Consider the following 25,046-nt stretch of genomic DNA (forward strand, 5'->3'; position numbering starts at 1 on the left):
GCCCAGCCTGGCGACGGGGCACCCGATGTCCCGAAGAATCGAATGGAATTCATGGATCTCACCGAGGAAGATCGGATGGAGTTGCGTCGCGGCGAGCCGAATGATCTCCCCTTCGTCTATCGATCGGAGCGGCGGTACATGGAGGAGCTTGAGAGCGATCAGCTTGCCGGCTGGTACGAAGGCCTCGAGCGCCTTCTCGAGCAGTGGGTCGTCGGCCTTCCTCGAACCACCATCGCGCGACTGAACGGCATCCGGGTGGGCCACCTGTTCTGGGAGCCCGCCGGTGAAAAGGCGGTGCTCGCGTCCGTCAACGTCGACCCGTCGCACCGACGCAGGCGGATCGCGTCGCTCTTGATGGAGCGGTTCGAGGAGGAAGCCCGACGAGCCGGGTGCTCCAGGGCCGAGCTGGGCTTCGTGAGCCACAATCCGGCACGACATCTGTACGAGAAGCTCGGCTATCGTCCTGCGGGCGCGGACGGGCGCTACGTGCTCATGACGAAGTGCCTTCAGGCTCCTTGAGCGCTCGCCGATGGCGGCAGGCTGGACCCGCCCGGCCGGCGGAACGCAGGCTCGGTCGCGTCGCCGTCGGCAGCGGCCGGCGGTGCCGTCTCGTCGGCCGAAGCCAGGACGGCCGAGCTGAAAGGCTTCGGACCCTAGACGCCGGCCACGCGCTCCACGTCGAGGGTCGGCCCCTGCGGGGTCATCCGCGGGCGGGAGACGAGGCGGTCGCCGGGGGCGAAGGTGCCGAGCGGAACGTCGCGGTCCGGCAGCACCACCGTGGTCGTGCGGTTGACGTGGACGAGGACGTGGCGGCCCTGCGGGATCGAGGCCGCCGCCCAGCGCCGGAGCTGGCTCAGGAAGGGCTCCCGCCGCCAGACGTTCGGCTGGCCGGGGTCGACCTGCACGCTGAGATTGCGCGAGCCGGGGTCGATGCCGAGCACCATCTTGGCCCGCTCCGGCTTCCACTCGGGGCCGAGCCAGGCTTCCGTCATCCAGAGGCAGTGGAAGGCGCGGCAATGGTCGGGGCGCGTCGCGTGGATGCCGCAGCCCTTGCCGACCTTGGCGTGCCGGCACCACTGCCCGGCGAGGCTCTCGACGGCGGGCACGTCGTAGATCTTGCAGCAGAGCGTGCAGGTGCCGCATTCCCGGCCGGGAGCGGGCTGCGCGACGATGTGGGCGGGATCGAGCATGGGTCCGGGTCGGCGAGTTCGTGCAGATGTCTTCGGGTGTCTTCGGGCGGCGCGCCTATCTAGGGGGCCATCGGGCCGGTAGTGTGGCGCTCCTTCTTTGCAGCAAGCAGGACGCGCCCGATGCTGTCGAACCGCGCCGCCCGCGACGTCGCGACCCTCGTCCACCCGTATACCAACCTCTCGACCTTCCGCGAGACCGGGCCGCTGGTGCTGGAGCGCGGCCACGGGGTCTGGGTCTACGATGGGGACGGGCGGCCCTATCTCGAGGGCATGGCCGGGCTCTGGTGCACGGCGCTCGGCTACTCGAACGAGGAGCTGGTGGAGGCGGCCAGCGAGCAGCTCTCGCGGCTGCCCTTCACGCATCTCTTCTCCGGCCGCAGCCACGATCCGGCGATCGAGCTCGCCGAGGCGCTCAAGGAACTGATGCCCTGCCCGACCTCGAAGGTGTTCTTCACCTCGTCCGGGTCGGAGGCGAACGACACCCAGGTCAAGCTGCTCTGGTATCTCAACAACGCGCTCGGTCAGCCGCGGCGCAAGAAGATCGTCAGCCACGTGCGCGGCTATCACGGCGTCACCGTCGCGACCGCCTCGATGACGGGTCTGCCGGCGAACCACGCCGACTGGGACCTGCCGCTGCCGGGCTTCCTGCATGCAGGCTGCCCGCACCACTACCGTTTCGCGCAGGCGGGTGAGAGCGAGCGCGACTTCTCCGCCCGGCTCGCCGCGGATCTCGACGCCCTGATCCAGCGGGAGGACCCCGAGACCATCGCCGCCTTCGTGACCGAGCCGGTGCTGGGGGCGGGTGGGGCCGTGGTGCCGCCGGAGGGCTACTTCGAGGCGATCCAGGCGGTGACCGAGCGCTACGGCATCCGCCTCGTCGCCGACGAGGTGATCTGCGGCTTCGGGCGCACCGGCGAGTGGTTCGGCTCGCAGGCGCTGGGCCTGCGGCCGGACACCATCTCCTTCGCCAAGGCTGTGACGTCCGGCTACATGCCGCTCGGGGGCGTCTCGGTCGATCCGGCCCTCTACGACGTGCTCGTCGCGCAGAGCGCCAAGCTCGGCACCTTCGGCCACGGCACCACCTATTCCGGGCACCCCGTCGCCTGCGCCGTGGCGCTCAAGACCCTGGAGATCTACCGGCGCGACCGCATCGTCGAGGGCGTCCGGGAGAAGGCGCCGCAGTTCCAGGCCCGGTTGTCGGCGCTGGCCGGGCACCCGATCGTCGGCGAGGCGCGGGGCATCGGGCTGATCGGTGGCCTCGAGATTGTCGCCGACAAGGCGAGCCGGGCCCAGTTCGACCCGAAGGCCGGGGTCGCCGCCCGCTGCGTCGCCTTCGCGCAGGACGAGGGGCTGATCGTGCGCTTCCTCGCCGGCGACCGCATCGCGGTCTGCCCGCCCCTGGTCATCCAGCCCGGCGAGATCGACACCCTGTTCGAGCGGCTCGGCCGGGCCCTCGACCGCACGGCGGCGTGGGTCGCCGCCGAGGGGCTGGAGCCGCTGCCTCTTTGAGAGGCACGAGCAGTTCTGCGCCACTAATCCCGCGAACGCAACGGTAGGTGCGTAGCAACACACGGCGTTTTCGCGACCTTTTTTAAGCCGCCATTCAGGTTGAGACCATCTCTATGGTGACGAGCCGGCTTTCCATTGACGGGAGGGCTCGCGTCCATTGCCGAGGTGTTCGCTGCATCGCGGCATGTTCGTATTCATTACTCGGATCAGCCTCCGAGGGTGACGAGACAGAGAAGGTTAAGAAATCATGTCCGCCAAGTCGGAAATTCCGCTCGAAGATCGCGTGGCGCCTCGCCGCCTGACGGATGCGGAGTGGGCCCAGGCCGGCGTACGGCCCGTCGCCCTGCCGGCGCTCGCCGCTGCCTGCCGCAACCAGCCGATCAAGGCGCGGACCGACGCCGCCAAGACCGGCCGCCGCGGCATCCTGGCGATGGTCCACGAGGACACGCCCGTCGTCTGACGGGGCCTTCCTTAAGGATTCGCGCGCCTTCTCCCGCTAGGCTCCTCCGCGCCGCGAAACCGGCCCATTGACGGGTCAGGGATCGCAGTTCCGGACGAGGTCCGAGGGGAAGGCGCGCATGCTCATCCTGCCGAGTCGACGGCAGTTCCTGGCCGGGGCCGGCGCCGTCGGCCTCTCCACGGGGGCCTATGCCTTCGACATCGAGCCGCTCCACCGGCTCGTCGTCACCCGCTACGCGCCGGCCCTGCCGCGCTGGACGCCGGGCCTGTCGCTGCGCGTCGCGGTGCTCTCCGACTTCCACGTCGGCGAGCCGTTCATGCCGCTGGACCGCATCAGCGAGATCGTCGACGCCACGAACGCCCTCAAGCCCGACCTGATCCTGATGCTCGGCGACTATCCGGGCGGCCGGGTGATGTGGCGGCCGATCCCGCTCGTCGAGTTCGCCCGCGTCGTCGCCGGGCTGAAGGCGCCGCTCGGCACCTTCGCCATCCTCGGCAACCACGACTGGTGGGACGACCGCACCGCGCAGAGGACCCGCCGCGGCCCCTGCGAGGCGCAGCGGGTGCTGGAGGCGGAAGGAATCCCCGTCTTCGAGAACCAGGCGGTGCGCCTCGCCAAGAACGGCCTGCCCTTCTGGGTGGCCGGCATCGGCGACCAGGAGCCCTTCGTCATCCAGGGCGACCCGCAGGGACGCGACGACCTGCCCGGCACCCTCGCCAAGGTGACCGACGAGGCGCCGGTTCTGCTGATGGTGCACGAGCCCGACATCTTCACCGAGGTGCCCGAGCGTGTCTCCCTGACGCTCGCCGGCCATACCCATGGCGGGCAGGTGCGGCTGTTCGGCTTCTCGCCGGTGGTGCCCTCCTCCTACGGGAACGGCTACGCCTACGGCCACATCGTGCGCGGCGGCCGGCACATGATCATCTCCGGGGGCTTCGGCGTCAGCCGAATCCCGGTCCGCTTCGGCGTGCCGCCGGAGATCGTGCTGCTCGATCTCGGGCATCCGCCCGCCGTCGCCGCCCTGCGCTCCTGAACGCTCCGGTTTGACGCGGGCGGCCGGCCATGGTTCGACTCCCGCCCTTCCGGGGGCATGACGGGGAGTGGGTCGATGGCGTTCCTCCTGGCGGTCGCGGCGATCATCGCCGGGATCCTGTTCTGGGTGCTGCGCGCCCACGGCACCGTGAAGCAGATCCGCGAGATCGACCACGACACCAAGGGTTTTCAGCGGCGGGCCCGCTCGACTATCGAGGGCATCATCGGCACGCCGCTCCAGCGGGTGCGCGACCCGCGGCTCGCGGCGGTAATCCTGATGATCCAGCTCGTGCGCACCGGCAGCCCCGTCACGGCGAGCGAGAAGAACCGCATCCTGACGCTGATGAAGGACAATCTCGGCGTCGAGGACGTCGAGGGCACCTTCGAGCGGGCCTGGTCCTACACCGAGCCGCGCCGGCCCTTCTCCCTCGCCGCCGATCCGCTGTTGCCGCTCCTGCGCGAGGCCCTGACGGAGGCCGAGCGCCGCGACCTCGTCGACATGCTCGGGAGCGTCGCGGGCGCCCATTCCGCCCCGAGCGAGCTGCAGCGGGAGGGCATCGTGCGTCTGAAGCGGCGGTTAATCGCGGAGGCGCCGCGGCTTGCCGCCACCCGCAGCGGCGACTTTGGCTGAGCTCGCACGCGAACCGGAGCGCCCTAGCTCTGTGGGCATGCGCCTTCTCGTCCCCGCCCTGCTGCTGTTCACTGCTCTGCCCGCCTGCGCCGACGAGTGCGGCGCCCTTGCCGATAGGATCGCGGCGGCGACCGGCGCGACGGTGACCTCCGGCCGCAGCGACTTCGCCAATCTCGAGGCCGGCCCCGACACCGGGCTGACGCTGGCCTGCGGCCCGCTCACCTCCACCGGGGTGCAGTTCAAGGGCAAGGAGCCGCCGGAGCGCTTCTACGCGCTGCTTGGCAAGGCCGGCGCCGTGGTGACGGGCGCCGATCCCGCCGCGATCGAGGCCGCCGGCCGGCAGGCCCGCGACGCCGCCTCGCGGTTGCGCCACAGCAGCGTCGACCTGCCGGGCCTGCGGATCGTCTGCTCCGTGACGGACTCGGCCGAGCGGGGCGCGCTCACGCTCTGCGCGGCGATCCAGCGCGACGACAGAACCTGAGAACGTCTTGTTCGCCGCGCCTCTCTGCTTCTATGATTTGGAAAAAGCAGGGAGGATCGTCGCCGATGCACGCGCGTGATCTTACGTTTGTCTTAGGTTTCATGGTTTTCCTCACCGGAGCGGCCGAGGCGCGGCTCTCGGTGGTCGACAAGATCAGCACCTATCGCCGGGCCCCGCCGGCGGACAGGCTCGACCTCGCGACACGGCTCGGCAAGTCCTTCTCGGCCCTCTCGCCGGGCCTCGACAAGGAGTACTTCCTGCGCTGCCTGGAGGAGACTGCCAATGTCGGCGATCCCCGCGACATCGAGATCGAGGCCGCGGTGAAGCTCTGCGTGGCCGCCGAAGGCGCCGACCCCTCCAAGTAGCACGGCTCCCGAGAGGGCCATTCGCGCCGGGACGCTGTTGCCCCAGCGCGAAAGATCCTCAGAGCGGGATGTTGTCGTGCTTCTTCCAGGGCTGCTCCATCTCCTTGGTGCGCAGCATGCCCAGCGCCCGCGCGATGCGCTTGCGGGTCGAGTGTGGCATGATCACCTCGTCGATGTAGCCCCGCTCGGCAGCCACGAAGGGCGACAGGAAGCGCTCCTCGTACTCGCCGGTGCGCGCGGCGATCTTGTCCGGCTCGCCCATCTCGGCGCGGAAGATGATCTCGACGGCGCCCTTGGCGCCCATCACCGCGATCTGCGCGGTCGGCCAGGCGTAGTTGAGGTCGGCGCCGACGTGCTTGGACGCCATCACGTCGTAGGCGCCGCCGAAGGCTTTTCGCGTGATGATGGTCACGAGCGGCACGGTGGCCTGCGAGTAGGCGAAGAGCAGCTTGGCGCCGTGCTTGATGAGGCCGCCGTATTCCTGCGCCGTCCCCGGCAGGAAGCCGGGCACGTCCACGAAGGTGACGATCGGGATCGAGAAGGCGTCGCAGAAGCGCACGAAGCGGGCGGCCTTCCTGGAGGCATCCGAGTCGAGCACGCCGGCCAGCACCAGCGGCTGGTTCGCCACGAAGCCGACGGTGCGGCCCTCGATGCGTCCGAAGCCGGTGATGATGTTCCGCGCGTAGGCCGCCTGGATCTCGAAGAAATCGCCCTCGTCGACGACGCGGCGGATCAGCTCGCCCATGTCGTAGGGCTTGTTCGGGTTGTCGGGGATCAGGGTGTCGAGCGACTTGTCGAGCCGGTCGACGCTGTCGAAGCTCTCGATCTCCGGCACGCCGTCGATGTTGTTGGCGGGCAGGAAGTCGAGCAGGCGCCGGATCTGGAGGATCGCCTCGACGTCGTTCTCGAAGGAGCCGTCCGCGATGGAGGACTTCGAGGTGTGGACCTTGGCGCCGCCGAGCTCCTCGGCCGTGACGACCTCGTTGGTGACGGTCTTCACCACGTCGGGGCCGGTCACGAACATGTAGCTCGTGTCGCGGACCATGAAGATGAAGTCGGTCATGGCCGGCGAGTAGACGTCGCCGCCGGCGCACGGTCCCATGATGACCGAGATCTGCGGGATCACGCCCGAGGCCGCGACGTTGCGGCGGAAGACCTCGCCGTAGCCGCCGAGCGCCGCGACGCCCTCTTGGATGCGTGCGCCGCCGGCATCGAAGATGCCGATGATCGGCGCGCGCATCTTCAGCGCCATGTCCTGGACCTTGACGATCTTGGCGGCATGCGTCTCCGAGAGCGAGCCGCCGAACACCGTGAAGTCCTTCGAGAACAGGAACACCGTGCGGCCGTTGATGGTGCCCCAGCCGGTCACCACGCCGTCGCCGGGGATCTTCTGCTTCTCCATCCCGAAATCGGTGGAGCGGTGCTGCACGAACATGTCGAACTCCTCGAACGACCCGTGGTCGAGGAGCAGTTCGATGCGCTCGCGCGCCGTGAGCTTGCCGCGGTTGTGCTGGGCCTCGACGCGCTTCTCGCCGCCGCCGAGGCGGGCCTGCGCGCGGCGCTGTTCGAGCTTCTCGAGGATGTCCTTCATAGGGCGTGCGGCCTCCGCTGTGCCTGAGACGGGCGCCCCTTGTCTCGCTGTGCCGGCGCGCGTCTTGTCGAGGCATCGCGAGGCTTGGCGGTGGGGCTTGGGATCGCCCTTAGCACGAGTGCCCGGATGACGAAATCGACTCTTCGTCAGTCCCGAACCCAACGTCTGGAAGCGATCGGCTGTGATATGGGGCAGGCGCGATCCGGCGTTCGCGAGCTCTCGTCGAACGAACCCTCAGACACGCTCCAGCGGAAGATGAGGCATCGGCGGCAGTTCGACACTGATCGGATCGCCCGGCCTGATGGCGCCTCCTTCGCGCACCACGGTCATGATCCCCGCCTTGAGGATCACGTCGCCGTTCGACCCCTTGTCGACGACCGCTTTCAGAAGGCCCGGCAGGAACTGCTCGATCTGGACGCATGGATTGCGAAGTCCCGTGATCTCCAGAACCACGGTCGCGCCGATCTTGAGGAGGCTGCCTCTCGGCAGCGCGGAGAGGTCGATGGATTCGGTCGTGACATTCTCGCCGAGATCGGCAGGGCCGACCGCGAATCCCTTCCGGCGCAGCTCGTCGAGTGTCTCGATCGGGATGAGGTGAACCTGACGGAGATTGGGCTGTGACGGGTTCACCGCGACGCGGGAGCGATGCTGGACTGTCGTGCCCTGATGCGCGTCGCCCTCGATACCCAGCCCGGCGATCACGTTCAGTTCGGGGGTAGACCGTTTCGAGAAGCGATGCTCCGCGTCCTTGGATACCGCGACGACCCGTCCGCTTTCCACCGGTCTTCTCCTGCCCGCTCGGTCCATGCCGGCCGAGCGGGGCATTGGCTAAGTCTCGGAAGGGGTACAAGCAACCCCTGATCGGCTTACCGATAGATGGTCGCGGATGTCCGAGCCCGCACCGGCTTGTCCTACAGTCGGCGCCCTGAGAGAGCCTCCACTCTCCCACGGCATAGCCATGTCCCCGAACTCAGGGCGTGGAATCAGGCGCCGCGACCAGGGCGGCCGCATCGAACTCGGCCCTGCGGGCGGCGAGCCGCGCCTCGGCCTCCGCGTCGCGGCCCCAGACGCTCGCCTGATAGGTCTCGTCGACATGGGCCGCCTCCCAGGCCTCCGCCGCCGTGAGGCGCCCGTTCAGCACGGCCAGCGCGATGAGGAGCGAGCCGGTCAGCGTCGTCATCGTGTGGAGCGCGGCAAGCCGGAACGGGTCCTCCACCGCCAGGACCGCCCGGCGGATCGCCTCCACGGCCTCCGGGGCCTGCTCGACATGCATCACGCCCTCGCTGAGCAGCAGGCGGGCGCCGATCGCCTCGCGGGCGAAGTCGAGCACCGGGTCCCAGGCTGCGGCCTGCGCGGCGACGAGGCGCTCCGGCGAGTCCGCGCGATAGGCGACGAGATCGGTTTGGGCGAAGGCGCAGAGGTCCTCGGCCACCGCCTCCCGGCGCTCGGCGACGCCGTCGATCGCTGAGTTGAGGAGCCGCGTGAGCGGCATGGTGGCGGGCTCGATGGTCTCGCCCTGGCCCTGCCACTCCGCGGCGAGCGCCTCCGCCACGCGCCGGTCGGGCACCGCGAGGGGGCGGCGGGCGGGGGTGTTGGCGGGCTTGCCGTCGAGCGTCAGGCGGAAGCCGCCCTCCCCCTCCGCGAGCCCGGCCTGCGCGTAGAACTTCCTCGGCCGCGTCGGGCGGCTGGCGCCGCGGGCGGCGGCGAGCGGGTCGGGCCGGCTCTCGGCGCCGGGCTCGCCGAGCCAGTCGCGGGTGACGTCGTCTCTCTCGTCGGCCATCTGTATCGCGGTCTCGTGATCCGGGCGCCGATATAGGGCGCGGGCGCGGCCGGCGCGAGCGTCAGGCGGCGGAGGCCCGCGGGAACAGGGCGGAGAGCTCCTCGGCCGAGTCGACCACCGTCACCGCGCCCGCCGAGCGCAGCGCGCCGGGGCTGTGGTAGCCCCAGGAGACGCCGATCCCCGCCGCGCCCGCGCTCGTGGCCATCCCCATGTCGAAGGTGGTGTCGCCGATCATCATCGTGTGGGTCGGCCGCGTGCCGGCCTCGGCCATGGCCTGGAGCAACATCGCGGGGTCGGGCTTGGAGGGAGCGTCGTCGGCACTTTGGGTGGTTGCGAACCAGCCCTGCCAGCCCTGCGACTCGATCAGCCGGTCGACGCCGCGCCGCGACTTGCCGGTGGCGATGCCGAGCAGCACGTCGTCCCGCTCGTGCAGCCGCGCGAGCAGCTCTGCCATGCCGGGAAACAGCGGCTCCTCGTGGGCCGGGTCGAGGCGCAGGGTGTTGAAGGCCCGCTTGTAGCTCTCCGAGAGGCCCTCGATGGGGCCGTCGTCGCCGACGAGGCGGCGGAACGCCTGGGGGAGCGACAGGCCCACCACCGAGAGCGCCGTCGCCCGGCTCGGCGGCGCCAGCCCGTGTTCGGCGAAGGCGATGCCCTGGGCGGCGACGATCAGGTGCTGGCTGTCGATGAGGGTGCCGTCCACATCGAAGACGAGGAGTTTCACGGCCGGGTCGGGCAAGGCGGCCTTCCCTTCCGGCTCAGGGGCGCTTGGCGGGTACGGGGGCGGCCGGTCGCGTGCCCTGCACCGGAGGCTGCGTGTCCGCGGGCGGAACGGCCGGCTGCGGCTGAGGCTGGCCCTGCGGCTGCACTTGGGGCGGCTGCGTCGCGGCCTGTCCCGGCTTGTTGCGCACGTAGCCGAGCCGGCAGCGGATCAGAAAGCGCCGCCGGGCACCGCCGCGCAGGCCGCGCTCGTGGGAGAGCCGGTTGCAGCGGGCGTAGCCGGAGCGCCGGCGGCGGGGCTCGACCCCGCGCGGCGGGTTCGCGGGCGCGGCCTGCGCCGGCGCCGCCTGGGCGGCGGGCTGGGCGGCCTGCGCGGCGGCGGGCTGGGCAGGCTTGTCGATGGCGCGCGCCGCCCCCGCGGTGGGGATCAGCAGCAGGGCGAGGCAGGCCATCGTCGCGCGGTTCATGGGGGTCGGATCTCGCTTCGCGGCCGCGGCCGACGGGAGCCGCGCGGGAAGAATAAGCTCTGCCCTGGGATTGCCAAGGGACCGGAAGGTCGAGGATCTCGAAGGGGCCGGAAGGTCGAACCCTCAGGCTTCGGGAGCCTCGACGATCGGGTCGTAGCGGGCGGCGTCGAAGCCGAGCAGGTTCCAGCTCTGGGCCATGTGCGGCGGCAGCGGCGCCGACACGTCGACGGGCTGCCCCGTGCGCGGATGGGGGATGACGATCCGCCGCGCCAGCAGGTGCAGGCGGTTCTGGATGCCGCCGGGCAGCTCCCAGTTCTCGATGTCGAAGTACTTCGGATCACCGACGATCGGGTGGCCGATATGGGCCGCGTGGGCGCGCAGCTGATGGGTGCGCCCGGTGACGGGCTTCAGCGAGAGCCAGGAGAGCTTCTGCGCGACGTTGTCGACGAGCGCGTAGTAGGTCAGGGCGTGGCTCGCGCCCTCGTCGCCGTGCTTGGCGACCCGCATGCGCGCGTCCGCGTCGGTCGGCTCGTCCTTGGCGAGGTAGGTCGAGACCCGGCCCTGGCGGACCCGGGGGACGCCGGCGGTCAGTGCCCAGTAGACCTTGCGGGCGGCTCTGGACCGGAACGTCTTGGCGAGCGTCGAGGCGGCGAGCCTCGTCTTGGCGACGATCAGGCAGCCGGCGGTGTCCTTGTCGAGGCGGTGGACGAGGCGCGGCTTCTGCCCGTCCGGGCCGGTGAGGGCGTCGAGCAGGCCGTCGACGTGGCGCACGGTGCCCGAGCCGCCCTGGACGGCGAGCCCGAAGGGCTTGTTGAGCACCATCATCTCCGCGTCCTCGTAGAGGATCAGCGAGCGGATGAAAGCGGCGTCGCCCGCGTCGCGGGTCGGCGAGCGCGGACGCTCCTCCGGCTCGGCGAGCTTCAGCGGGGGTACCCGCACGCTCATGCCGGGCTCCAGCCGGTCGTTGGGCTTGGCGCGCTTGCCGTCGACCCGGAGCTCGCCCTTGCGGACGATGCTCTGCACGCGGGTGAAGGGCAGCTGCGGAAAGCGGGCGGTGAGGAAGCGGTCGATGCGCATGCCCGCCTCGTCCGCCTCGACGGTCAGCGTCTGCACGCCGCTCGCCAGCGTCGCGGAGGCCGCGGCGCGCTGCTCGCGCCGGGTCGGACCCTCCGGCACCTCGGCGCGCGGCTTCGCCACGGGCGTTCCCCGCGCGCGGCCGCCGGGCTGGCGCGACGCCGTGCTCTCGTCGCGAGAGCGGGTGCGAGGGGCCGGCGCCTTCCGGGGCGTCGCCGCGGCACGGGCGGGACGGGCCTCCTCGCCGGAGACATCCTCCCAGGGCGAGCGATCGAGGGCGTCGTCGCCGCGCATGCGGGCGGCGCGCTGGGCGGCGTCGAGGGCGCTGGTGCGAGGGCCGGTGCGGGCGCGCTCCGGCCGTCCGCCGGGCTTCGGACCGCGGGCGGCGCCACGCCCGCCCGGCGCTCCGAAGGCTTTGCCGGCGCCCCGGCCGGGAGCTTTGCCCGGTCCCCGGCCGGAGCCGCCGCCCTTGCCGGGACCGCCGCGATGAGGAGGCTTCGTCGTCATCTCCGCGCTGCTATCATCCGGGCACGACGGCGACAATTGAGGTCGGCGTGCCGTCGGGCCTGCTCCCGCGCGCGGTGTCGCATCGGCCTGCCCTTCCACGCTGGCCACGCGTGCCCGAAGGAAGAGCGCTGCGGTACCGCGGCGAAATCCGGTATCCGGGCCGCGGCGCCGCAGTGGATCGAAGGCAGCGTCCTCGAGGATAACACGAGCGGCGGGTCCGGGCGGCACCCACGCGCACGAAGGGGATGGCGTTGAGGACCTTCGCACTGCTTCTCGGCGTCGTCTTGGGCTTCGCGACGATGGTGTGGTTCTTCTACTTCGTGCCGCTGGGATGCGCGATGAACACCACGGGCTGCCGGGAGACCTTCTCGGTCTGGAGCCGACTCGGGCTCGTCCACTTCTGGGCGCCGTTCCTCGTCGCCCTCGCGGCGGTCGCCTACGGCCTGGGACGGCGATAGATCGACGCCGCAGCCCTACCCCGCCCGCCGCGCGGCCTCGACGGTGAGGCCTAGGCCGACCGAGCCGAAGGTGTCGCCCTCGACCACCCGCGCCCGTGGCAGGCAGGCGGTGAGGCCGGCGCGCACATGCGGCAGCCCGGTCGAGCCCCCGGTGAGGAAGAGCGCGTCGATCCGCTCCGGCGAGAGCCCGGCCTGGGTCAGGCAGCGGCCGACCCGCTCGCTGACGCGGCGCGCCAGGATGCCGGTCTGCGCCTCCAGGCTCGCGCGGTCGACGCCGGCCTTGAGGCCGGGCTCCACGAAGGCGAGATCGATCCCGGCGGTGTCGGTGTCGGAAGCCGCGATCTTGGCGCCCTCGACGGCGAGCGCGAGGCCATGGCCGCGCTCGCCTTCGACCACGCCGTAGAGGCGCTCGATCAGCTCCGGCCGGGCGGCGTCGCGGCGTGTTTCCTCGATCTCGCGGAGCGTCTTCGGATTGTAGAGCCGGTTGATGCTCGACCACGTGGCGAGGTCGTGGAAGTAGGCGCTCGGCACGGCGAGGTCGCCACGTTTCATCGGGCTGCCGAGGCCCATCAGCGGCATCACCGTGCCGAGGCTCAGCATCCGGTCGAAATCGGTGCCGCCGATGCGCACGCCGTCGTTGGCCAGGATGTCGCCGGACCGGTCCGGGCGGGCGTGGCGCTCGGGCGAGAGGCGCACGATCGAGAAGTCCGAGGTGCCGCCGCCGATATCGGCGATCAGGGCGATCTCCTCCCCCGTGACGCTGCGCTCGTAGTCGAGGGCGGCGGCGATGGGCTCGTACTGGAAGGAGACGTGATGGAAGCCGACGCTCCGGGCGATCTCGCGCAGCGTCTCCTCCGCGCGGCGGTCGCCCTCCCCGTCGCCGTCCACGAAATGGACCGGGCGGCCGTGGACGACGGTGTCGAATTCGGTCCCCGCCGCCGCCTCGGCCCGCGCCTTCACCGCGGCGAGATAGCGGGCGATGACGTCGCGGAAGCGCAGGCGCTGGTGGCCGAGCGGCGTCGTCTCCTCGATGAGCGAGGTGCCCAGCACCGACTTGAGGCTGCGCATCAGCCGGCCTGCCACGCCCTCGACATAGGCCTCCATCGCCGCCCGGCCGATCACCGGCTCGCGGCCCGGCGCGAAGAAGATCGCGCTCGGCACCGTGAGGTGGCGGCCTTCCATGGGCAGTAGCTCCGGCCGGCCGCCGCTCAGGTGGCCGAGGGTCGTGTTCGAGGTGCCGAAATCGAGGCCGCAGGCCGCCATCGGGCGTCGGTCCTTGGGAAAGGCTGGATAGGGGGGCGGCTCCCCTACCGCCCGGCGCGGTCCGGGTCCAGCCTCAGAGCCGGCCCGGCAGCAGGAAGATCGCCAGCGCGACGGCGAGCCACGCGGCGAGCGCGCCGAGGATGGCGAGCCGATAATCGAGCCCGCCGCCGAGCCACCAGGCGACGCCGAGGAAGGTGAGATAGGCGGGGATGGTCTTCACGCCGGCGAGGCAGGTCTCGCGGAAGGCGCCCGCTTCGCCCTTGGCGCCGACGGCGAGCAGCGCGATGATCGCGAAGGTTGGCGCCAGCGGCAGGATGCCCGGCAGAATGGTGCCGCGCTTCGAGGCGAGCACGATCGCCATTGTGACGAGGCCGCCGACGAGGCCCTTCCAGAGTACGTCGAGAGGCACGATCAGTCCTCGCCGCGCCGCTCCCGGCGCAGGCGCTCCCAGTGGTCGAGTCGGTCCCGGTAGCGGCTCTCCATGCCGCGATCGGTCGGCGCATAGAAATGCTGGCGGCCGAGCGCCTCGGGCCAATAATCCTGGCCGGAGAAGGCGTCGGGCTCGTCGTGGTCGTAGCGGTAGCCCTCGCCGTAGCCGATGCGTTTCATGAGCTTCGTCGGCGCGTTGAGGATGGTGCGCGGCGGCGGCAGCGAGCCGTGGGCCTTGGCGACCCGCGTCGCGGCCTTGTAGGCCTCGTAGACCGCGTTCGATTTCGGGGCGCAGGCGAGGTAGACGGTCGTCTGCGCGAGCGCCAGCTCGCCCTCCGGCGAGCCGAGGAAGTCGAAGGCGTCCTTGGCGGCGGTAGCGATCACGAGCGCCTGCGGGTCGGCGAGCCCGATATCCTCCACCGCCATGCGCACGAGGCGGCGGGCGATGAACAGCCGGTCTTCGCCGGCATCGAGCATCCGGCAGAGATAGTAGAGCGCCGCGTCCGGATCGGAGCCGCGCACGGTCTTATGCAGGGCGCTGATGAGGTTGTAGTGGCCCTCCTGCGCCTTGTCGTAGATCGGGGCGCGGCGCTGGATGATCTCCTGCAGCGTCTCGGCATCGAGCGTCTCGCCGGGACCGGCGGAGCGCCAGACCTCCTCCGCGAGGGTCAGCGCGGCCCGCCCGTCGCCGTCGGCCATGCGCACGAGGACGCCGCGGGCCTCCTCGTCGAGCGGCAGGGGCCGCCCGGTCACGTCCTCGGCGCGGGCGAGAAGCCGGGCGATGGCCGCCTCGTCGAGCGCCCGGAACAGCAGCACGCGGGCCCGCGAGAGCAGCGCCGGGTTGAGCTCGAAGGACGGGTTCTCGGTGGTGGCGCCGACGAGCGTCACGGTGCCGTCCTCCATCACGGGGAGGAAGGCGTCGAGCTGGGCGCGGTTGAAGCGGTGGATCTCGTCGACGAAGAGCAGCGTCCCCTGCCCCGTCGCCCGGCGCTTGCGCGCGGCCTCGAACACCTTCCGCAACTCCGCGAGTCCGGAGAAGATCGCCGAGATCTGCTCGAAATGCAGGCTCGTCTCGCCGGCGAGCAGCCGCGCCACCGTGGTCTTGCCGGTGCCCGGCGGCCCCCAGAAGATCAGCGAGCCCAGCGACTTCGAGCGCAGCAGACGGGTCAGCGCCCCGTCCGGTCCGGTGAGATGCTCCTGGCCGACGACCTCATCGAGGCTCGTCGGGCGGAGGCGGTCGGCGAGTGGCCGGGGTGCATCGGCCCCGAGCCCGGCCGAGATGAAGAGATCGGACATGGCCTCACAAGCTCCGAGGCGGGCGGCCGGCGCAAGCCCGGGTGCGACCTATCCCCCGAACACCGAGGTCAGCACCTCTCCGCCGCGGTTGATCGAGACCTCCCAGGCGCCCAGCGTGTTGCGGGTGACGCGCTCGAGGTCCTTGGTGGTCGTCACTGGCACGCCGTTGACCGCGAGCACCATGTCGCCCTTCTGAAGGCCCGCCCGGGCGGCGAAGGAGTTGTCCTCCACGGACATCACGGCGACGCCGTCGGCGGGGAAATCGGCCTGCATCTCCTCGGCGATCGCGGGCGAGGTGTTCACGAGGGTCGCGCCCATGAAGGGCGAGCGGGTGCGCACCTTAAGCAGGTCGCGGGGCCGCGTCTCCGGCGCCGGCCCGAGCTTCACCGCAACGGTGGTGCGGCTGCTGCCGCGCAGGAGCCCGAACTTCGTCTGGCCCGAGGTGCCCTTGAGGGCGAAGCGGTAGCCGAAGGCCTCCGGGTCGTCGACGGTCTGCCCGTCGACGGTGAGGATCACGTCGCCGCGCTTCAGCCCGGCCTCCTCGGCGGGGCTCTTCGGCTGGAGGCTCGCCACGAGGACGCCGGTCGGATGGTCGAGGCCGACGCTCTCGGCGATGTCCGGCGTCACGCCCTGGACCCGCGCCCCGAGCCACGGCCGGCGCACCACGCTCGCGCCGGACTTCGCCGACTCGACCACCGCCCGGACCATGCTCGCGGGGATCGCGAAGCCGATGCCGTGGCTGCCGCCGGACTGGGAGTAGATCGCGGTGTTGACGCCGACGAGACGGCCCTGGAGGTCGACCAGCGCGCCGCCGGAGTTGCCCGGATTGATCGCCGCGTCGGTCTGGATGAAGTACTGGTAGTCGGTCTGGCCGACCTGGGTGCGGGCGAGCGCCGAGACGATGCCCTGCGTCACCGTCTGCCCGACGCCGAACGGGTTGCCGATCGCCATCACGAAGTCGCCGACCTCGAGCCCGTCCGAATCGCCGAAGGGCATCGGCGTGAGGCCGCCCGTCGGGGACTTGATCTTCACCACGGCGAGGTCGGTGCGGGGATCGCGCAGCACGATCGAGGCCTCGAACTCGCGCTTGTCCGCGAGCGCGACCTTCACCTCGTTCATGTTCTCGATGACGTGGTTGTTGGTGATGATCAGCCCGGTCTCGTCGAGGATCACGCCGGAGCCGAGCGAGCGCTGCGCCCGGTCGCCGGGCATGCCCCGGCCGCGCCCGTCCTCGCCGAAGAACCGGCGCATGAACTCCTCCATGGCGCTGGTGCGGGCCCGCTTCTCGACATGGGAGGCGTAGACGTTGACGACGGAGGGCGCCGCCCGCTTCACCACCGGCGCGAAGGAGAGCTGCACGTCGCTGCGGGAGGGCGGGACCGCCTTGGTGATCTCGGCGCTCTTCTCGGGGGTCTTGTCCGGGGTCTTGGCCATCTGCGCGCCCGCGGGCAGCGCGAGGAGCAGGCCGATTGTGCCGGCGGCGGCGAGGAGGGTCGGGCGCGTCATCGAAGGCTCCGGCTGGACCGCGGCATCCTCCCGCCGGTGCCCGCCGGGCCGGCCTCGGACGATGCCTCACCAAAGGGAGGGCGTGCCCCGCCGCGATCCTGCGAATCGCAAGCCGGGACGCCCCCGCTCCGGGAGCCCGCCTCGACCGGCCGCCGTCGCGCGGCCGGGACGCCGGGCCCCGGCGCTCCGGGGCATGTAGAACGCGCGATGGCGGCTGGCGAGAGTCCGCGTCGGCTCCGTGACGGCCCGGAGGCCGCCGCCGGGCGAGGACCCTAGCCGCGGGGCGTGGTCAGCAGCCGGCTGGTGCGGCGGGCGATGTCGCTCCAGACGGTCAGCGAGGCGTCGGCCGCGCGCTGGAACTCGCCGACCTGGAGCCGCAACACCTCGGCGGGCGTGCGGGCGGCGCTGAGCGCCTTCAGGTGAGCCAGAGCCGCAGCGCTCTCGCCGCGCAGGAACTCCGCCACGGTCTCGCCGATCCCGGCGAGGTCGGAAGCGCCCCCGTTCGCCGTCCCCGCGGGGGACGTGCGGGCGACGGGCTCGTCGCTGTTGGCGGCCGTCGGTGCGGGCTGCGGCTTCGAGGACACGAGGCGCGGACCGGCCACCGGCTCGACGGGGGCCGGAGCAACGGGCACGGGTTCGGGCTTCGGCGCGGGCGGAGCGGCGGAGACTGCTGCTGCCGGCGTCTCGGCGGCTTTCGGTGGGGCGGCGTCGCCGGGAACCGGCTTCGGGGTCTCCGGCTTCGCGGCGGCAGGCGCGGGCTTCGCGACCGGGGGCGACGGCGCCGGTTTGGCCGGTGGCGGGTTCTTGGCGAGCGGCAGGTCGCTGTGCGCCTCCACCTTCACCGCGGCGCTCGCGACGGCGACGGGGGCGACCGATTCGACCAGGGAGGCTTTCGGAGCAGGAGCCGGCGCGGCCGCGGCAGGCTTGGCCGCAGGCGGCTTGGCGGCGGGAGCGGGCTTGGCGACCGGCCCCTTCGGCGATGCCGCGGCCTTCGGCGCGGGGGCGCTCGTGTCGGGTGTCGTCTTGGCGGGCTCGGGCTTGCCGGGAGACGCCTTGCCGGGGGAGGTCTTGCCGGGGGTGGGCGGGGGGTTCCGCGTCGCCATCGCGATGATCTCCTCGTCGTCCGGGCCGGGCGCGATCGGGCGCGCCATCTCGAGCCCCTGGAGCCTTCAGCCTCCCGCCGGGCGGGGCGGGGCGTCTCCACGCTCTCAAGGATGCAGCCCGGCGCGGCCGCTGTCGAGCGGCGCGCCGGATGCGCGGGCGGCAGGGCTCCGGGAGGGAGCCCGCCGTCCGAAAGGCTCAGCGCGCCGGCTGAGCGAAGGAGCCGAGCTCCTTGGCCTGGGCCTGGAACGTGGCGATCTGGCTGCGCAGGAACTCCGTCTGCAGCTCGTAGGCCTCCTTGAGGTCCTTCGAGCGGACGACCTTCTGGGCGAAGTCGAAGGTGGCGTGCGTGTTGGTCTGGGCGAAGTCGAAGCCCTTGGCGACCGCGCCCTGCAGGTTGGACTGGAAGCTGTGACCGCTGGTCTGGAGCTGCTCGGCGGCCTTCGCGGCGTTGCTGAACAGCGTCTCGACCGCCGTGCGGGCCTGGTCGACGCTCTTCTCGGCGAAGTCCCGGAGCTCGTTCGGAACCTGGAAGGGCTGCGTCATGGGATCCTCTCGAATGGGATGCATCGGGCGGCCGCGGCCGGTCCCGACCGCCGCCCTTATGTTGCGACGCAACATGAATGTCAAGCGTCAGACAATGCGACGACAGTATCGGCACTGTGGTTACAGATCGGAAACCTTCGACGCTCAGTTGTCGGCGTCGGTCGGCCTCGTGCAGCGCAGCATGGCCGTCACGGATCGAGAGAGGGGCCGCCTCCGTCCGCGGCCCGGCGCATGCTTGGCCCGGAGCGGCGCCATGGGGAACGAATCGGTGCCGCCTTGCGCACGCTCCCGAGCCCGGGCGCGCCGCGATCTTGAAACACCCGGCCCCCGCGTCGCGTTGATGCGCAAGGGTGTCCGAGCGGGATTACCCGATCGAAGGAGCGCGCGTATGGCCGAAGAGCACAGGACCAAGCCCGAGGATCAGCCATCGGGGCAGGCCCCGCGCCCCGACGACAGGAAGAACCCGGAGAACGCCAAGGAGAAGATCGACGAGCGCCTGGACGACGCCCTCGAAGAGACCTTTCCCTCCAGCGATCCCGTCTCGGTGAAGGTGACGAAGTAGGCGGTGACGCCTACGCCTGCTCCAGCAAGCGCCGGGCGATGACCTGGGCCTGAATCTCGGCGGCGCCCTCGAAGATCGACAGGATGCGGGCGTCGCAGAGCACCCGGCTCACCGGGTACTCCAGCGCGAAGCCGTTGCCGCCGTGGATCTGGAGGGCGTTGTCGGCCGCTGCCCAGGCAACGCGGGCGGCGAGCAGCTTCGCCATGCCCGCCTCGAGGTCGCAGCGCTTGCCCTCGTCCTTCTCGCGGGCCGAGAAGTAGGTGAGCTGGCGGGCGATGTTGATCTCCACCGCCATCATCGCGAGCTTGTCGGCGACGCGGGGGAAGTTCACCAGCGCCTTGCCGAACTGCACACGCTCCTCGGCGTAGCGGAGGCCCAGGTCGAGAGCGCACTGCGCGACGCCGATGGCGCGGGCCGCCGTCTGGATGCGGGCGGACTCGAAGGTCTGCATGAGCTGGGCGAAGCCCTTGCCCTCGACGTCGCCGAGCAGGTTCGCGCCGGGTACCTCGAAGCCCTCGAAGGCGAGCTCGTACTCCTTCATGCCGCGGTAGCCGAGCACCTCGATCTCGCCGCCGGAGAGGCCGGGGACCGGGAAGGGCTCGGCATCGTCGCCGCGGGGCTTCTCGGCGATCAGCATCGAGAGGCCGCGATGGCCCTTCTCGTCGGGCTTCGTGCGCACGAGCACCGTCATGATGTCGGCGCGCACCGGATGCGTGATCCAGGTCTTGTTGCCGGTGATCTTCCAGACGTCGCCCTCCTTCACCGCGCGGGTGCGAAGGTTGGCGAGGTCGGAGCCGGTGTTCGGCTCGGTGAAGACGGCCGTTGGCAGGATCTCGCCAGAGGCGAGGCGGGGCAGGAAGCGCTGCTTCTGCTCCTCGGTGCCGCCGCCGAGGATCAGCTCCGCGGCGATCTCCGTGCGGGTGCCGAGCGAGCCGACGCCGATATAGGCCCGCGACAGCTCCTCCGAGACGACGCACATCGCGGCCTTGGGCATGCCCATGCCGCCGTACTCCTCGGGGATGGTGAGCCCGAACACGCCGAGCTCGGCCATCTTCCCGATGATCTCCATCGGGATGTAGGCGTTCTCCCGGTGCCACTCCTGGGCCTTGTCGACCACCTCGGCCTTGGCGAAGCGGCGCATCTCGGAGCGGATCGCCTCCATGTCCTCGTCGAGGCCGGAGTTGCCGACCGTCGCCGAGCCGCCGCCGTCGCGGATGCGGGCGACCAGCGCCGCGCGGTTCTCCGGGGTGTTGCCGTCGGCGATCATCGCCTCGACGGCTTCGCTGCGGAACTTCGCAAGCTCCCGCGCCGAGAGGCCGAGCGAGGTCGTCGGCCGCACGATCTCTCCCTGGCTCATGGGGATGCCGCCGAACATCTGGTCGAGATACTCGCCGATGCCGATCTTCACGAGCAGCGTCTCGGTCTCGCCGAGGCTGCCGCTCTCGGAGAGGCGGGCGGCGTAGGCGGCAAGCTCGCGGACGGCCTCGCCGTAGGTGGCGAGCCAGGACAGGCCGTGGGCGGCGTGCTGCTCGGTCTCGAGCTTCTCGGCGGAGAGCTTGCCCTCGGGTCCGGCCACCCGCGTCCGCACCCGGCGGGTCGCCTCGGCGACGAGGGCGCCGGCCGCTTCCGCCGCCTCCCGCGAGAGCGTGAGCAGGTCCTGCGGCGTGGTCTGAACGGCGGCGGTGGCGGACATGGGCGTTTCTCTGTTCGTTACACTTGGTGCCTTCTTTATAGGTCGCGCCGGTCCCCGAGTAGGGGTTTTGCACTGCGGCAGGCCGGTTTCTTCAATGTATTCAGTATCCCTGCCGCCGTCTGCTCATCCGCGGCTGGCGATGGCGACGCCGGCCGCGGCGATGGCCATGCCGGCGAACTGCACGGGGCTCAGGGATTCGCCGAACAGGACGTAGGCGATCCCCGCGGCCACCGGCGGCACCAGGAACAGCAGCGAGGCGACGCCCGCCACCGCCCCGCGCCGGATCAGCCAGAGCAGCAGCAGGATGCCCGCCACCGAGTTGATCAGCACCGACCACGCCATGCCGAGCAGCAGCGGCGGACCGATCTCGAAGCGGCCGGCTTCGAGCGCCAGCGCCAGCGGCGCGGTCAGCAGCGCGGCGCCGACGAACTGGATCGCGGCGTTGGTGACGAGATCGGCGCCGGCCGCGGTGCGCTTCTGCCACAGCGTGCCGAGCGTCATCGCGACCATCGCGGCGAGCCCGACGCAGAGCGGTCCTAGCGGGATGCCCGAGGCGTCGGCCGCCCCGAGCTTCGGGGCCAGCACCAGCCCGGCGCCGACGAAGCCCGCCGCGATCCCGAGCCGGCGGCGGGGGCTCACCCGCTCGCCGAGCAGCGGGCCGGCGAGCACCGCGGTGAGCAGCGGCTGGAGGCTTCCGACCAGCGCCATGATCCCGGCCGGCAGCCCGCGGTTCACCGCCCAGAACACGCCTGCGACATAGAGGCCCTGCATCAGCACGCCGGAGATCAGCGCGTCCCGCCAGCCCCGCGCGTCGGCGGGCCAGCGCGCGCCCATCACCATCGCGATCGCGCCGAGCACCGCCGCCACCGCGATCACCCGCAGCGCCACGAAGGTCAGCGGATCGGCGTAGGGCACGACGTAGCGGGCCGCCACGAAGCCCGTCGCCCAGATGAAGACGAAGAGCGGCGCGGTCAGGCCGGCGAGGCTGGCGACGGTGGGGCGGGACATGGCTCCGCTGCCATACACCCCGCGCCAAACCGCGCTAAGGCCGTCGCCGCAGGGCGGTCATGCCGGATCGCGTCATCGCGAAGCCGTGAGCGCCCTTGTTCTCCCGGGTCTCCGACGCAAGACCCGGTTGACGCCGGGCCTCCGCGCCCTTCCACAAAGGGGATGGAACGCGATGGAGAAGGCATGTCCCTGCCCGAGGCCTCGACGCCGAGCCGGACGACCTCGCCCATCGGGCAGGCGGCCGCGTGAGGCGCCTGCGCGCGCTCCTGACGGTGCTCGGCGTCGCCGCGCAGCGCTTCGTCGCCCATGACGGCTGGGCGATCGCGAGCCACATCGCCCTCTCGATCCTGACCTCGCTGTTCCCGTTCCTGATCCTGCTCGCGGCGCTCGCCGGCCTGTTCGGCACGCAGTCGCTCGCCGACGAGGCGGGCACGCTGATCTTCGAGGCCTGGCCCCGCGAGGTGGCCGCTCCCATCGTCAACGAGATCCACCGGGTGCTCACCGAGCAGCGGGGCGGCGTGCTCACCCTCGGCGCGGTGCTGGCGCTCTACTTCTCCTCTTCCGGGGTCGAGAGCCTGCGGGTCGGGCTCAACCGCGCCTACGGCCTGCGGGAGATGCGGCCCTGGTGGCTGACGCGGCTCGAATCCATCGGCTTCGTCGTCTGCGGCGCCTTCGCGATGCTGGCCTTCGCGCTGCTCGTGGTGCTCGGGCCGCTGATCTGGCGCAAGGTCCTGGTGGTGGCGCCGGGCCTCGAGCCGCTGGGCCTCACCGTCGCCATCGGACGCATCGGGATCACGGCCTTCCTCATCGCGGCGGTGCTCATCATCGCCCACAAGTTCGTCGCCGCCGGCCGGCGGCCTCTCGTCGCGGTGATGCCCGGCATCGCCGCGACGCTGGCGCTCTGGTTCCTCGCAGGTCTCGGCTTCGGCTTCTACCTCGACCGCTTCTCCGGCGCCTACGTCTCCACCTACGGGGGACTAGCCACCGCCATGGTGTTCCTGGTGTTCCTCTACTGGCTCGCCGCGATGTTCCTGTTCGGCGGCGAGGTCAACGGCACGGTCATCGCCGCGCGACGGGCCCGGTTGCAGGCGCGGATGAAGGCCCGCCAAGCCGGCGTGCGCGACCCCGGACCGGGACCCGTCTCCGCGGGTTGAGGCGTCGCCCACGAAGAGATGCAACCGAAATTCCATTTGAGATTGTATTTTAGGTCGGGGTTAACCTTATCGATTGCATATCGACATGATTACAACCGAGGGTTGGTTTCATGTCGCGTATCAGCATCAAGTGCCGGGGCCGCCGGGACGGCGACAGCCGCGCCGGGGCCCGCATCGCCTGCGCCTTGCTCGCGCTCGCGGGGTTCGGCGCCGCCGGGCAGGCGCAGGCGCAGTCCTTCGCGAGCCTCTGCAATGGGCTCGGCGTCCGCCTGCCCAACCTCGCCGCGACCGGCACGGTCGGCTCCGTCCTCGGCCTGCCGGGCCTCGACACGGTCGTGAACGGCGTCGTCGGCGACGTGAACGCGAAGATCGTCACGCCGCTCTCCGGCGCCAGCCTGCGGGTCGGCCTGCTCGACGGTCTCGGCAACGTCACGAGCCCGATGACGGCCGGCGCCTGCAACGTGGGCGTGTCGAGCCTCGGCCTCGACGTGAGCCGGGGCATCACCATCGGCGGCGCGGGCATCACGGGCCTCGGCAGCGCGGCCGGCACCCCGGCGAGCGCCGGCGACGTCACCGCGATCGCCATCGGCGACGGCGCGATCACCGCGCTCGGCCGCGCCAACGCCCTCGCCCTCGGAACGGGCTCCCTCGCGAACGCGGGCGGCGCCCTCGCGCTCGGCCTCCGGGGCCGGGTCGACGCCCTCGACGGCGTCGCGGTCGGCACCGATGCCGCAGCCCGCGTCGCCGGGGCGGTGGCGCTGGGCAAGGGCTCCGTCGCCGATCGGGCCGGTCTCGGCGGCGGCGAGGAGCGCTTCAGCCGGGGCGTCGTCGCCTCGGTGGCGGGCGCCCTCTCGGTCGGCGCGACGGGCGCCGAGCGCCAGATCGTCAACCTCGCCGGCGGCACCCAGGCGACGGACGCGGTCAACGTCCGTCAGCTCGCCTCGGTCGGGGCCGGCCTCGCCGGAGCGATCGGCGGCGGCGCCGTCCTCGACGCGGCGACGGGCGTCGTCATCGCGCCGAGCCTGACCATCCGCGGCACCATCCACACGGACGTGGCGGGGGCGGTCTCGGCCATCGACGGCGAGCTGCTGCGGACCTCCGTCGACCTCGACCTCGTCAACCGCACCATCGCCGACCTGCGCCTCACCATCGGCGGCGGGACCGGGGGCGGCACGGGTGGCGGCACCGCCTCGGACCCGCTGGTGACGCAGGACTCTCCGACCGGCACGATCCGCGTCGGCGCCCGCACCGGCGGCACCAGCGTCGACGTCTCCGGAACGCAGGGTGCGCGGCGGATCAGCGGCGTCGCGCAGGGCACGCAGGCGACGGATGCGGTCAACGTCGAGCAGCTCGAAGCCCGCGTCGCCGACATTCCCCTGCGCGCGGACAACAGCCGCGGCGCCGGGGCGCCGGTGGCGAGCGGCCGGGACGCCTATGCCAGCGCCTACGGGGCGCAGGCCACCGGCGCCGGCGCCCTGGCGGTCGGCACCGGAGCGCTCGCCCGCGCGGCCGGCGCGACGAGCGTCGGCACCGACGCGCGGGCGGACGGCGAGAACGCTTCCGCCTACGGCGCCGGCGCGGCGGCGACGGGCGCCGGGGCGACCGCCATCGGCCGCTCGGCGGTCGCGGGCGGCACGGATTCGACGGCCCTCGGCCGCGGCGCGGTCGCCGCACAGGACAACGCGGTGGCGATCGGCGCCGGCGCGACGACGACCCGCGCGGGTCAGGTCGCGGTCGGCACCTCCGGCAGCACCTACACGATGGCCGGGCTCGGCTCCGCCCAGAGCCGTGCGGCGCAGTCCGGCACGACCCGCTTCGTCACGGCCGACGCCGCCGGCAACCTCGCCGCCTCCGATTACGGCCCGGCGAATCTCGGGGCCATGCAGGGTCAGGTCGACGCGCTCGGCAACCGCATCGACGCCATGGGCAACGCGCTCGGACAGGCGGTCGCCCGCTCGAACCGGGAGGCCCGCCAGGGCATCGCGGCGGCGATGGCGATGACCTCGGCCTCGATGCCCTCGATGCCTGGCCGCACGAGCTGGACGGTGAACGGGGCGACCTTCCGGGGCGAGTGGGCGGGCGGCATCGCCATGGCCCACCGGCTCGACGCGCCGATCCCGATCGCGGTGACGGCGGGCTTCAGCTACAGCGAGGCGAGCCGCCAGGGCGCCCGCGTCGGTCTCGCGGGCGAGTTCTGAGCGGTCGGCGGCAACCCCTCTTCGGAAC

At 71.8% G+C, this 25,046-nt stretch carries 26 protein-coding genes; 11 read left to right on the forward strand and 15 right to left on the reverse strand.

Annotation, left to right across the window (positions count from 1 at the left end; genetic code table 11):
• Window positions 1–51: 51 nt before the first annotated feature.
• Entirely contained in the window at window positions 52–519 is a 468-nt protein-coding gene (locus tag MFF04_RS13330) for a GNAT family N-acetyltransferase (RefSeq protein ID WP_238276465.1), read from the forward strand.
• A gap of 134 nt (window positions 520–653) precedes the next feature.
• On the opposite strand, the gene MFF04_RS13335 is transcribed toward MFF04_RS13330, so the two are convergent.
• Window positions 654–1,190, reverse strand: coding sequence for a hypothetical protein (locus MFF04_RS13335; RefSeq protein WP_238276467.1), 537 nt, complete (start codon window positions 1,188–1,190; stop codon window positions 654–656).
• A 120-nt stretch (window positions 1,191–1,310) separates the two neighbouring features.
• Between MFF04_RS13335 and MFF04_RS13340 the strand changes: the two genes are divergently transcribed.
• The 6 genes from MFF04_RS13340 (at window position 1,311) to MFF04_RS13365 (ending at window position 5,668) form a co-directional block, all read left to right on the forward strand.
• The gene (locus MFF04_RS13340; protein ID WP_238276469.1) at window positions 1,311–2,699 is read left to right on the forward strand and encodes an aminotransferase; all 1,389 of its coding nucleotides are present in this window, start codon (window positions 1,311–1,313) and stop codon (window positions 2,697–2,699) included.
• Between the two features lie 283 nt (window positions 2,700–2,982).
• Window positions 2,983–3,159 (forward strand): hypothetical protein, encoded by a 177-nt coding sequence (locus MFF04_RS13345; RefSeq protein WP_238276471.1) that lies wholly within the window; start codon window positions 2,983–2,985, stop codon window positions 3,157–3,159.
• 118 nt (window positions 3,160–3,277) lie between these two features.
• Complete coding sequence (locus tag MFF04_RS13350) at window positions 3,278–4,192, forward strand: metallophosphoesterase (RefSeq protein ID WP_238276473.1); 915 nt, start codon at window positions 3,278–3,280, stop codon at window positions 4,190–4,192.
• A 75-nt stretch (window positions 4,193–4,267) separates the two neighbouring features.
• Window positions 4,268–4,822: a TerB family tellurite resistance protein gene (locus tag MFF04_RS13355; protein WP_238276475.1), complete on the forward strand. Its 555-nt coding sequence runs from the start codon at window positions 4,268–4,270 to the stop codon at window positions 4,820–4,822.
• 37 nt (window positions 4,823–4,859) lie between these two features.
• Window positions 4,860–5,303, forward strand: a complete 444-nt coding sequence (locus tag MFF04_RS13360; protein WP_238276477.1) for an ABC transporter ATPase — start codon at window positions 4,860–4,862, stop codon at window positions 5,301–5,303.
• Between the two features lie 101 nt (window positions 5,304–5,404).
• The gene (locus MFF04_RS13365) at window positions 5,405–5,668 is read left to right on the forward strand and encodes a hypothetical protein (protein ID WP_238276479.1); all 264 of its coding nucleotides are present in this window, start codon (window positions 5,405–5,407) and stop codon (window positions 5,666–5,668) included.
• Window positions 5,669–5,726: 58 nt separating this feature from the next.
• On the opposite strand, the gene MFF04_RS13370 is transcribed toward MFF04_RS13365, so the two are convergent.
• From MFF04_RS13370 to MFF04_RS13395, 6 genes are all read right to left on the reverse strand, one after another.
• Window positions 5,727–7,259, reverse strand: coding sequence for an acyl-CoA carboxylase subunit beta (locus tag MFF04_RS13370; protein WP_238276481.1), 1,533 nt, complete (start codon window positions 7,257–7,259; stop codon window positions 5,727–5,729).
• 234 nt (window positions 7,260–7,493) lie between these two features.
• Window positions 7,494–8,039, reverse strand: a complete 546-nt coding sequence (locus tag MFF04_RS13375) for an MOSC domain-containing protein (RefSeq protein WP_238276483.1) — start codon at window positions 8,037–8,039, stop codon at window positions 7,494–7,496.
• Between the two features lie 190 nt (window positions 8,040–8,229).
• Window positions 8,230–9,039, reverse strand: a complete 810-nt coding sequence (locus MFF04_RS13380) for an ATP12 family chaperone protein (RefSeq protein ID WP_238276485.1) — start codon at window positions 9,037–9,039, stop codon at window positions 8,230–8,232.
• A gap of 61 nt (window positions 9,040–9,100) precedes the next feature.
• On the reverse strand, window positions 9,101–9,760 hold the full coding sequence (locus MFF04_RS13385) for an HAD-IA family hydrolase (protein WP_238276487.1): 660 nt from the start codon (window positions 9,758–9,760) through the stop codon (window positions 9,101–9,103).
• Between the two features lie 34 nt (window positions 9,761–9,794).
• Window positions 9,795–10,223 carry a hypothetical protein gene (locus MFF04_RS13390; RefSeq protein ID WP_238276489.1) on the reverse strand — a complete coding sequence of 143 codons (429 nt, stop codon included), beginning with the start codon at window positions 10,221–10,223 and terminating at the stop codon, window positions 9,795–9,797.
• A 123-nt stretch (window positions 10,224–10,346) separates the two neighbouring features.
• Window positions 10,347–11,804 carry an RluA family pseudouridine synthase gene (locus tag MFF04_RS13395; protein ID WP_238276491.1) on the reverse strand — a complete coding sequence of 486 codons (1,458 nt, stop codon included), beginning with the start codon at window positions 11,802–11,804 and terminating at the stop codon, window positions 10,347–10,349.
• Window positions 11,805–12,055: 251 nt separating this feature from the next.
• On the opposite strand from MFF04_RS13395, the gene MFF04_RS13400 reads away from it, so the two are divergent.
• The gene (locus MFF04_RS13400) at window positions 12,056–12,262 is read left to right on the forward strand and encodes a hypothetical protein (RefSeq protein WP_163436411.1); all 207 of its coding nucleotides are present in this window, start codon (window positions 12,056–12,058) and stop codon (window positions 12,260–12,262) included.
• A 15-nt stretch (window positions 12,263–12,277) separates the two neighbouring features.
• Here MFF04_RS13400 and MFF04_RS13405 read toward each other — a convergent pair whose 3' ends face one another.
• From MFF04_RS13405 to MFF04_RS13430, 6 genes are all read right to left on the reverse strand, one after another.
• Window positions 12,278–13,525, reverse strand: coding sequence for an Hsp70 family protein (locus MFF04_RS13405; protein ID WP_238276495.1), 1,248 nt, complete (start codon window positions 13,523–13,525; stop codon window positions 12,278–12,280).
• A 73-nt stretch (window positions 13,526–13,598) separates the two neighbouring features.
• Complete coding sequence (locus tag MFF04_RS13410; RefSeq protein ID WP_238276496.1) at window positions 13,599–13,934, reverse strand: GlpM family protein; 336 nt, start codon at window positions 13,932–13,934, stop codon at window positions 13,599–13,601.
• 2 nt (window positions 13,935–13,936) lie between these two features.
• Window positions 13,937–15,250 (reverse strand): replication-associated recombination protein A, encoded by a 1,314-nt coding sequence (locus MFF04_RS13415; protein WP_238276497.1) that lies wholly within the window; start codon window positions 15,248–15,250, stop codon window positions 13,937–13,939.
• A 48-nt stretch (window positions 15,251–15,298) separates the two neighbouring features.
• Window positions 15,299–16,756 carry a Do family serine endopeptidase gene (locus tag MFF04_RS13420; protein ID WP_238276498.1) on the reverse strand — a complete coding sequence of 486 codons (1,458 nt, stop codon included), beginning with the start codon at window positions 16,754–16,756 and terminating at the stop codon, window positions 15,299–15,301.
• Between the two features lie 272 nt (window positions 16,757–17,028).
• The gene (locus MFF04_RS13425) at window positions 17,029–17,907 is read right to left on the reverse strand and encodes a hypothetical protein (protein WP_238276499.1); all 879 of its coding nucleotides are present in this window, start codon (window positions 17,905–17,907) and stop codon (window positions 17,029–17,031) included.
• Between the two features lie 148 nt (window positions 17,908–18,055).
• Window positions 18,056–18,403, reverse strand: a complete 348-nt coding sequence (locus MFF04_RS13430) for a phasin (RefSeq protein WP_238276500.1) — start codon at window positions 18,401–18,403, stop codon at window positions 18,056–18,058.
• 388 nt (window positions 18,404–18,791) lie between these two features.
• On the opposite strand from MFF04_RS13430, the gene MFF04_RS13435 reads away from it, so the two are divergent.
• On the forward strand, window positions 18,792–18,965 hold the full coding sequence (locus tag MFF04_RS13435) for a hypothetical protein (RefSeq protein ID WP_238276501.1): 174 nt from the start codon (window positions 18,792–18,794) through the stop codon (window positions 18,963–18,965).
• Between the two features lie 10 nt (window positions 18,966–18,975).
• Here MFF04_RS13435 and MFF04_RS13440 read toward each other — a convergent pair whose 3' ends face one another.
• Both MFF04_RS13440 and MFF04_RS13445 read right to left on the reverse strand, forming a co-directional pair.
• Window positions 18,976–20,658: an acyl-CoA dehydrogenase family protein gene (locus MFF04_RS13440; protein ID WP_238276502.1), complete on the reverse strand. Its 1,683-nt coding sequence runs from the start codon at window positions 20,656–20,658 to the stop codon at window positions 18,976–18,978.
• Between the two features lie 123 nt (window positions 20,659–20,781).
• On the reverse strand, window positions 20,782–21,666 hold the full coding sequence (locus MFF04_RS13445) for a DMT family transporter (protein ID WP_238276503.1): 885 nt from the start codon (window positions 21,664–21,666) through the stop codon (window positions 20,782–20,784).
• A 245-nt stretch (window positions 21,667–21,911) separates the two neighbouring features.
• On the opposite strand from MFF04_RS13445, the gene MFF04_RS13450 reads away from it, so the two are divergent.
• Both MFF04_RS13450 and MFF04_RS13455 read left to right on the forward strand, forming a co-directional pair.
• Window positions 21,912–22,820, forward strand: a complete 909-nt coding sequence (locus tag MFF04_RS13450; RefSeq protein WP_238276504.1) for a YihY/virulence factor BrkB family protein — start codon at window positions 21,912–21,914, stop codon at window positions 22,818–22,820.
• Window positions 22,821–22,930: 110 nt separating this feature from the next.
• Complete coding sequence (locus MFF04_RS13455; RefSeq protein ID WP_238276505.1) at window positions 22,931–25,018, forward strand: hypothetical protein; 2,088 nt, start codon at window positions 22,931–22,933, stop codon at window positions 25,016–25,018.
• The last annotated feature ends 28 nt before the right edge of the window (window positions 25,019–25,046 follow it).

It is taken from the genome of Methylobacterium jeotgali (assembly GCF_022179345.1).
GTDB classification, from domain to species: Bacteria; Pseudomonadota; Alphaproteobacteria; order Rhizobiales; family Beijerinckiaceae; genus Methylobacterium; species Methylobacterium jeotgali.

Excerpts from the sequence above, each read along its gene's own strand:
- MFF04_RS13330 (WP_238276465.1), top strand. The coding sequence starts at position 52 with ATGGATCTCACCGAGGAAGATCGGATGGAGTTGCGTCGCGGCGAGCCG.
- MFF04_RS13335 (WP_238276467.1), bottom strand. The coding sequence starts at position 1,190 with ATGCTCGATCCCGCCCACATCGTCGCGCAGCCCGCTCCCGGCCGGGAA.
- MFF04_RS13340 (WP_238276469.1), top strand. The coding sequence starts at position 1,311 with ATGCTGTCGAACCGCGCCGCCCGCGACGTCGCGACCCTCGTCCACCCG.
- MFF04_RS13350 (WP_238276473.1), top strand. The coding sequence starts at position 3,278 with ATGCTCATCCTGCCGAGTCGACGGCAGTTCCTGGCCGGGGCCGGCGCC.
- MFF04_RS13355 (WP_238276475.1), top strand. The coding sequence starts at position 4,268 with ATGGCGTTCCTCCTGGCGGTCGCGGCGATCATCGCCGGGATCCTGTTC.
- MFF04_RS13360 (WP_238276477.1), top strand. The coding sequence starts at position 4,860 with ATGCGCCTTCTCGTCCCCGCCCTGCTGCTGTTCACTGCTCTGCCCGCC.
- MFF04_RS13365 (WP_238276479.1), top strand. The coding sequence starts at position 5,405 with ATGGTTTTCCTCACCGGAGCGGCCGAGGCGCGGCTCTCGGTGGTCGAC.
- MFF04_RS13370 (WP_238276481.1), bottom strand. The coding sequence starts at position 7,259 with ATGAAGGACATCCTCGAGAAGCTCGAACAGCGCCGCGCGCAGGCCCGC.
- MFF04_RS13380 (WP_238276485.1), bottom strand. The coding sequence starts at position 9,039 with ATGGCCGACGAGAGAGACGACGTCACCCGCGACTGGCTCGGCGAGCCC.
- MFF04_RS13390 (WP_238276489.1), bottom strand. The coding sequence starts at position 10,223 with ATGAACCGCGCGACGATGGCCTGCCTCGCCCTGCTGCTGATCCCCACC.
- MFF04_RS13395 (WP_238276491.1), bottom strand. The coding sequence starts at position 11,804 with ATGACGACGAAGCCTCCTCATCGCGGCGGTCCCGGCAAGGGCGGCGGC.
- MFF04_RS13405 (WP_238276495.1), bottom strand. The coding sequence starts at position 13,525 with ATGGCGGCCTGCGGCCTCGATTTCGGCACCTCGAACACGACCCTCGGC.
- MFF04_RS13415 (WP_238276497.1), bottom strand. The coding sequence starts at position 15,250 with ATGTCCGATCTCTTCATCTCGGCCGGGCTCGGGGCCGATGCACCCCGG.
- MFF04_RS13420 (WP_238276498.1), bottom strand. The coding sequence starts at position 16,756 with ATGACGCGCCCGACCCTCCTCGCCGCCGCCGGCACAATCGGCCTGCTC.
- MFF04_RS13425 (WP_238276499.1), bottom strand. The coding sequence starts at position 17,907 with ATGGCGCGCCCGATCGCGCCCGGCCCGGACGACGAGGAGATCATCGCG.
- MFF04_RS13430 (WP_238276500.1), bottom strand. The coding sequence starts at position 18,403 with ATGACGCAGCCCTTCCAGGTTCCGAACGAGCTCCGGGACTTCGCCGAG.
- MFF04_RS13435 (WP_238276501.1), top strand. The coding sequence starts at position 18,792 with ATGGCCGAAGAGCACAGGACCAAGCCCGAGGATCAGCCATCGGGGCAG.
- MFF04_RS13440 (WP_238276502.1), bottom strand. The coding sequence starts at position 20,658 with ATGTCCGCCACCGCCGCCGTTCAGACCACGCCGCAGGACCTGCTCACG.
- MFF04_RS13445 (WP_238276503.1), bottom strand. The coding sequence starts at position 21,666 with ATGTCCCGCCCCACCGTCGCCAGCCTCGCCGGCCTGACCGCGCCGCTC.
- MFF04_RS13455 (WP_238276505.1), top strand. The coding sequence starts at position 22,931 with ATGTCGCGTATCAGCATCAAGTGCCGGGGCCGCCGGGACGGCGACAGC.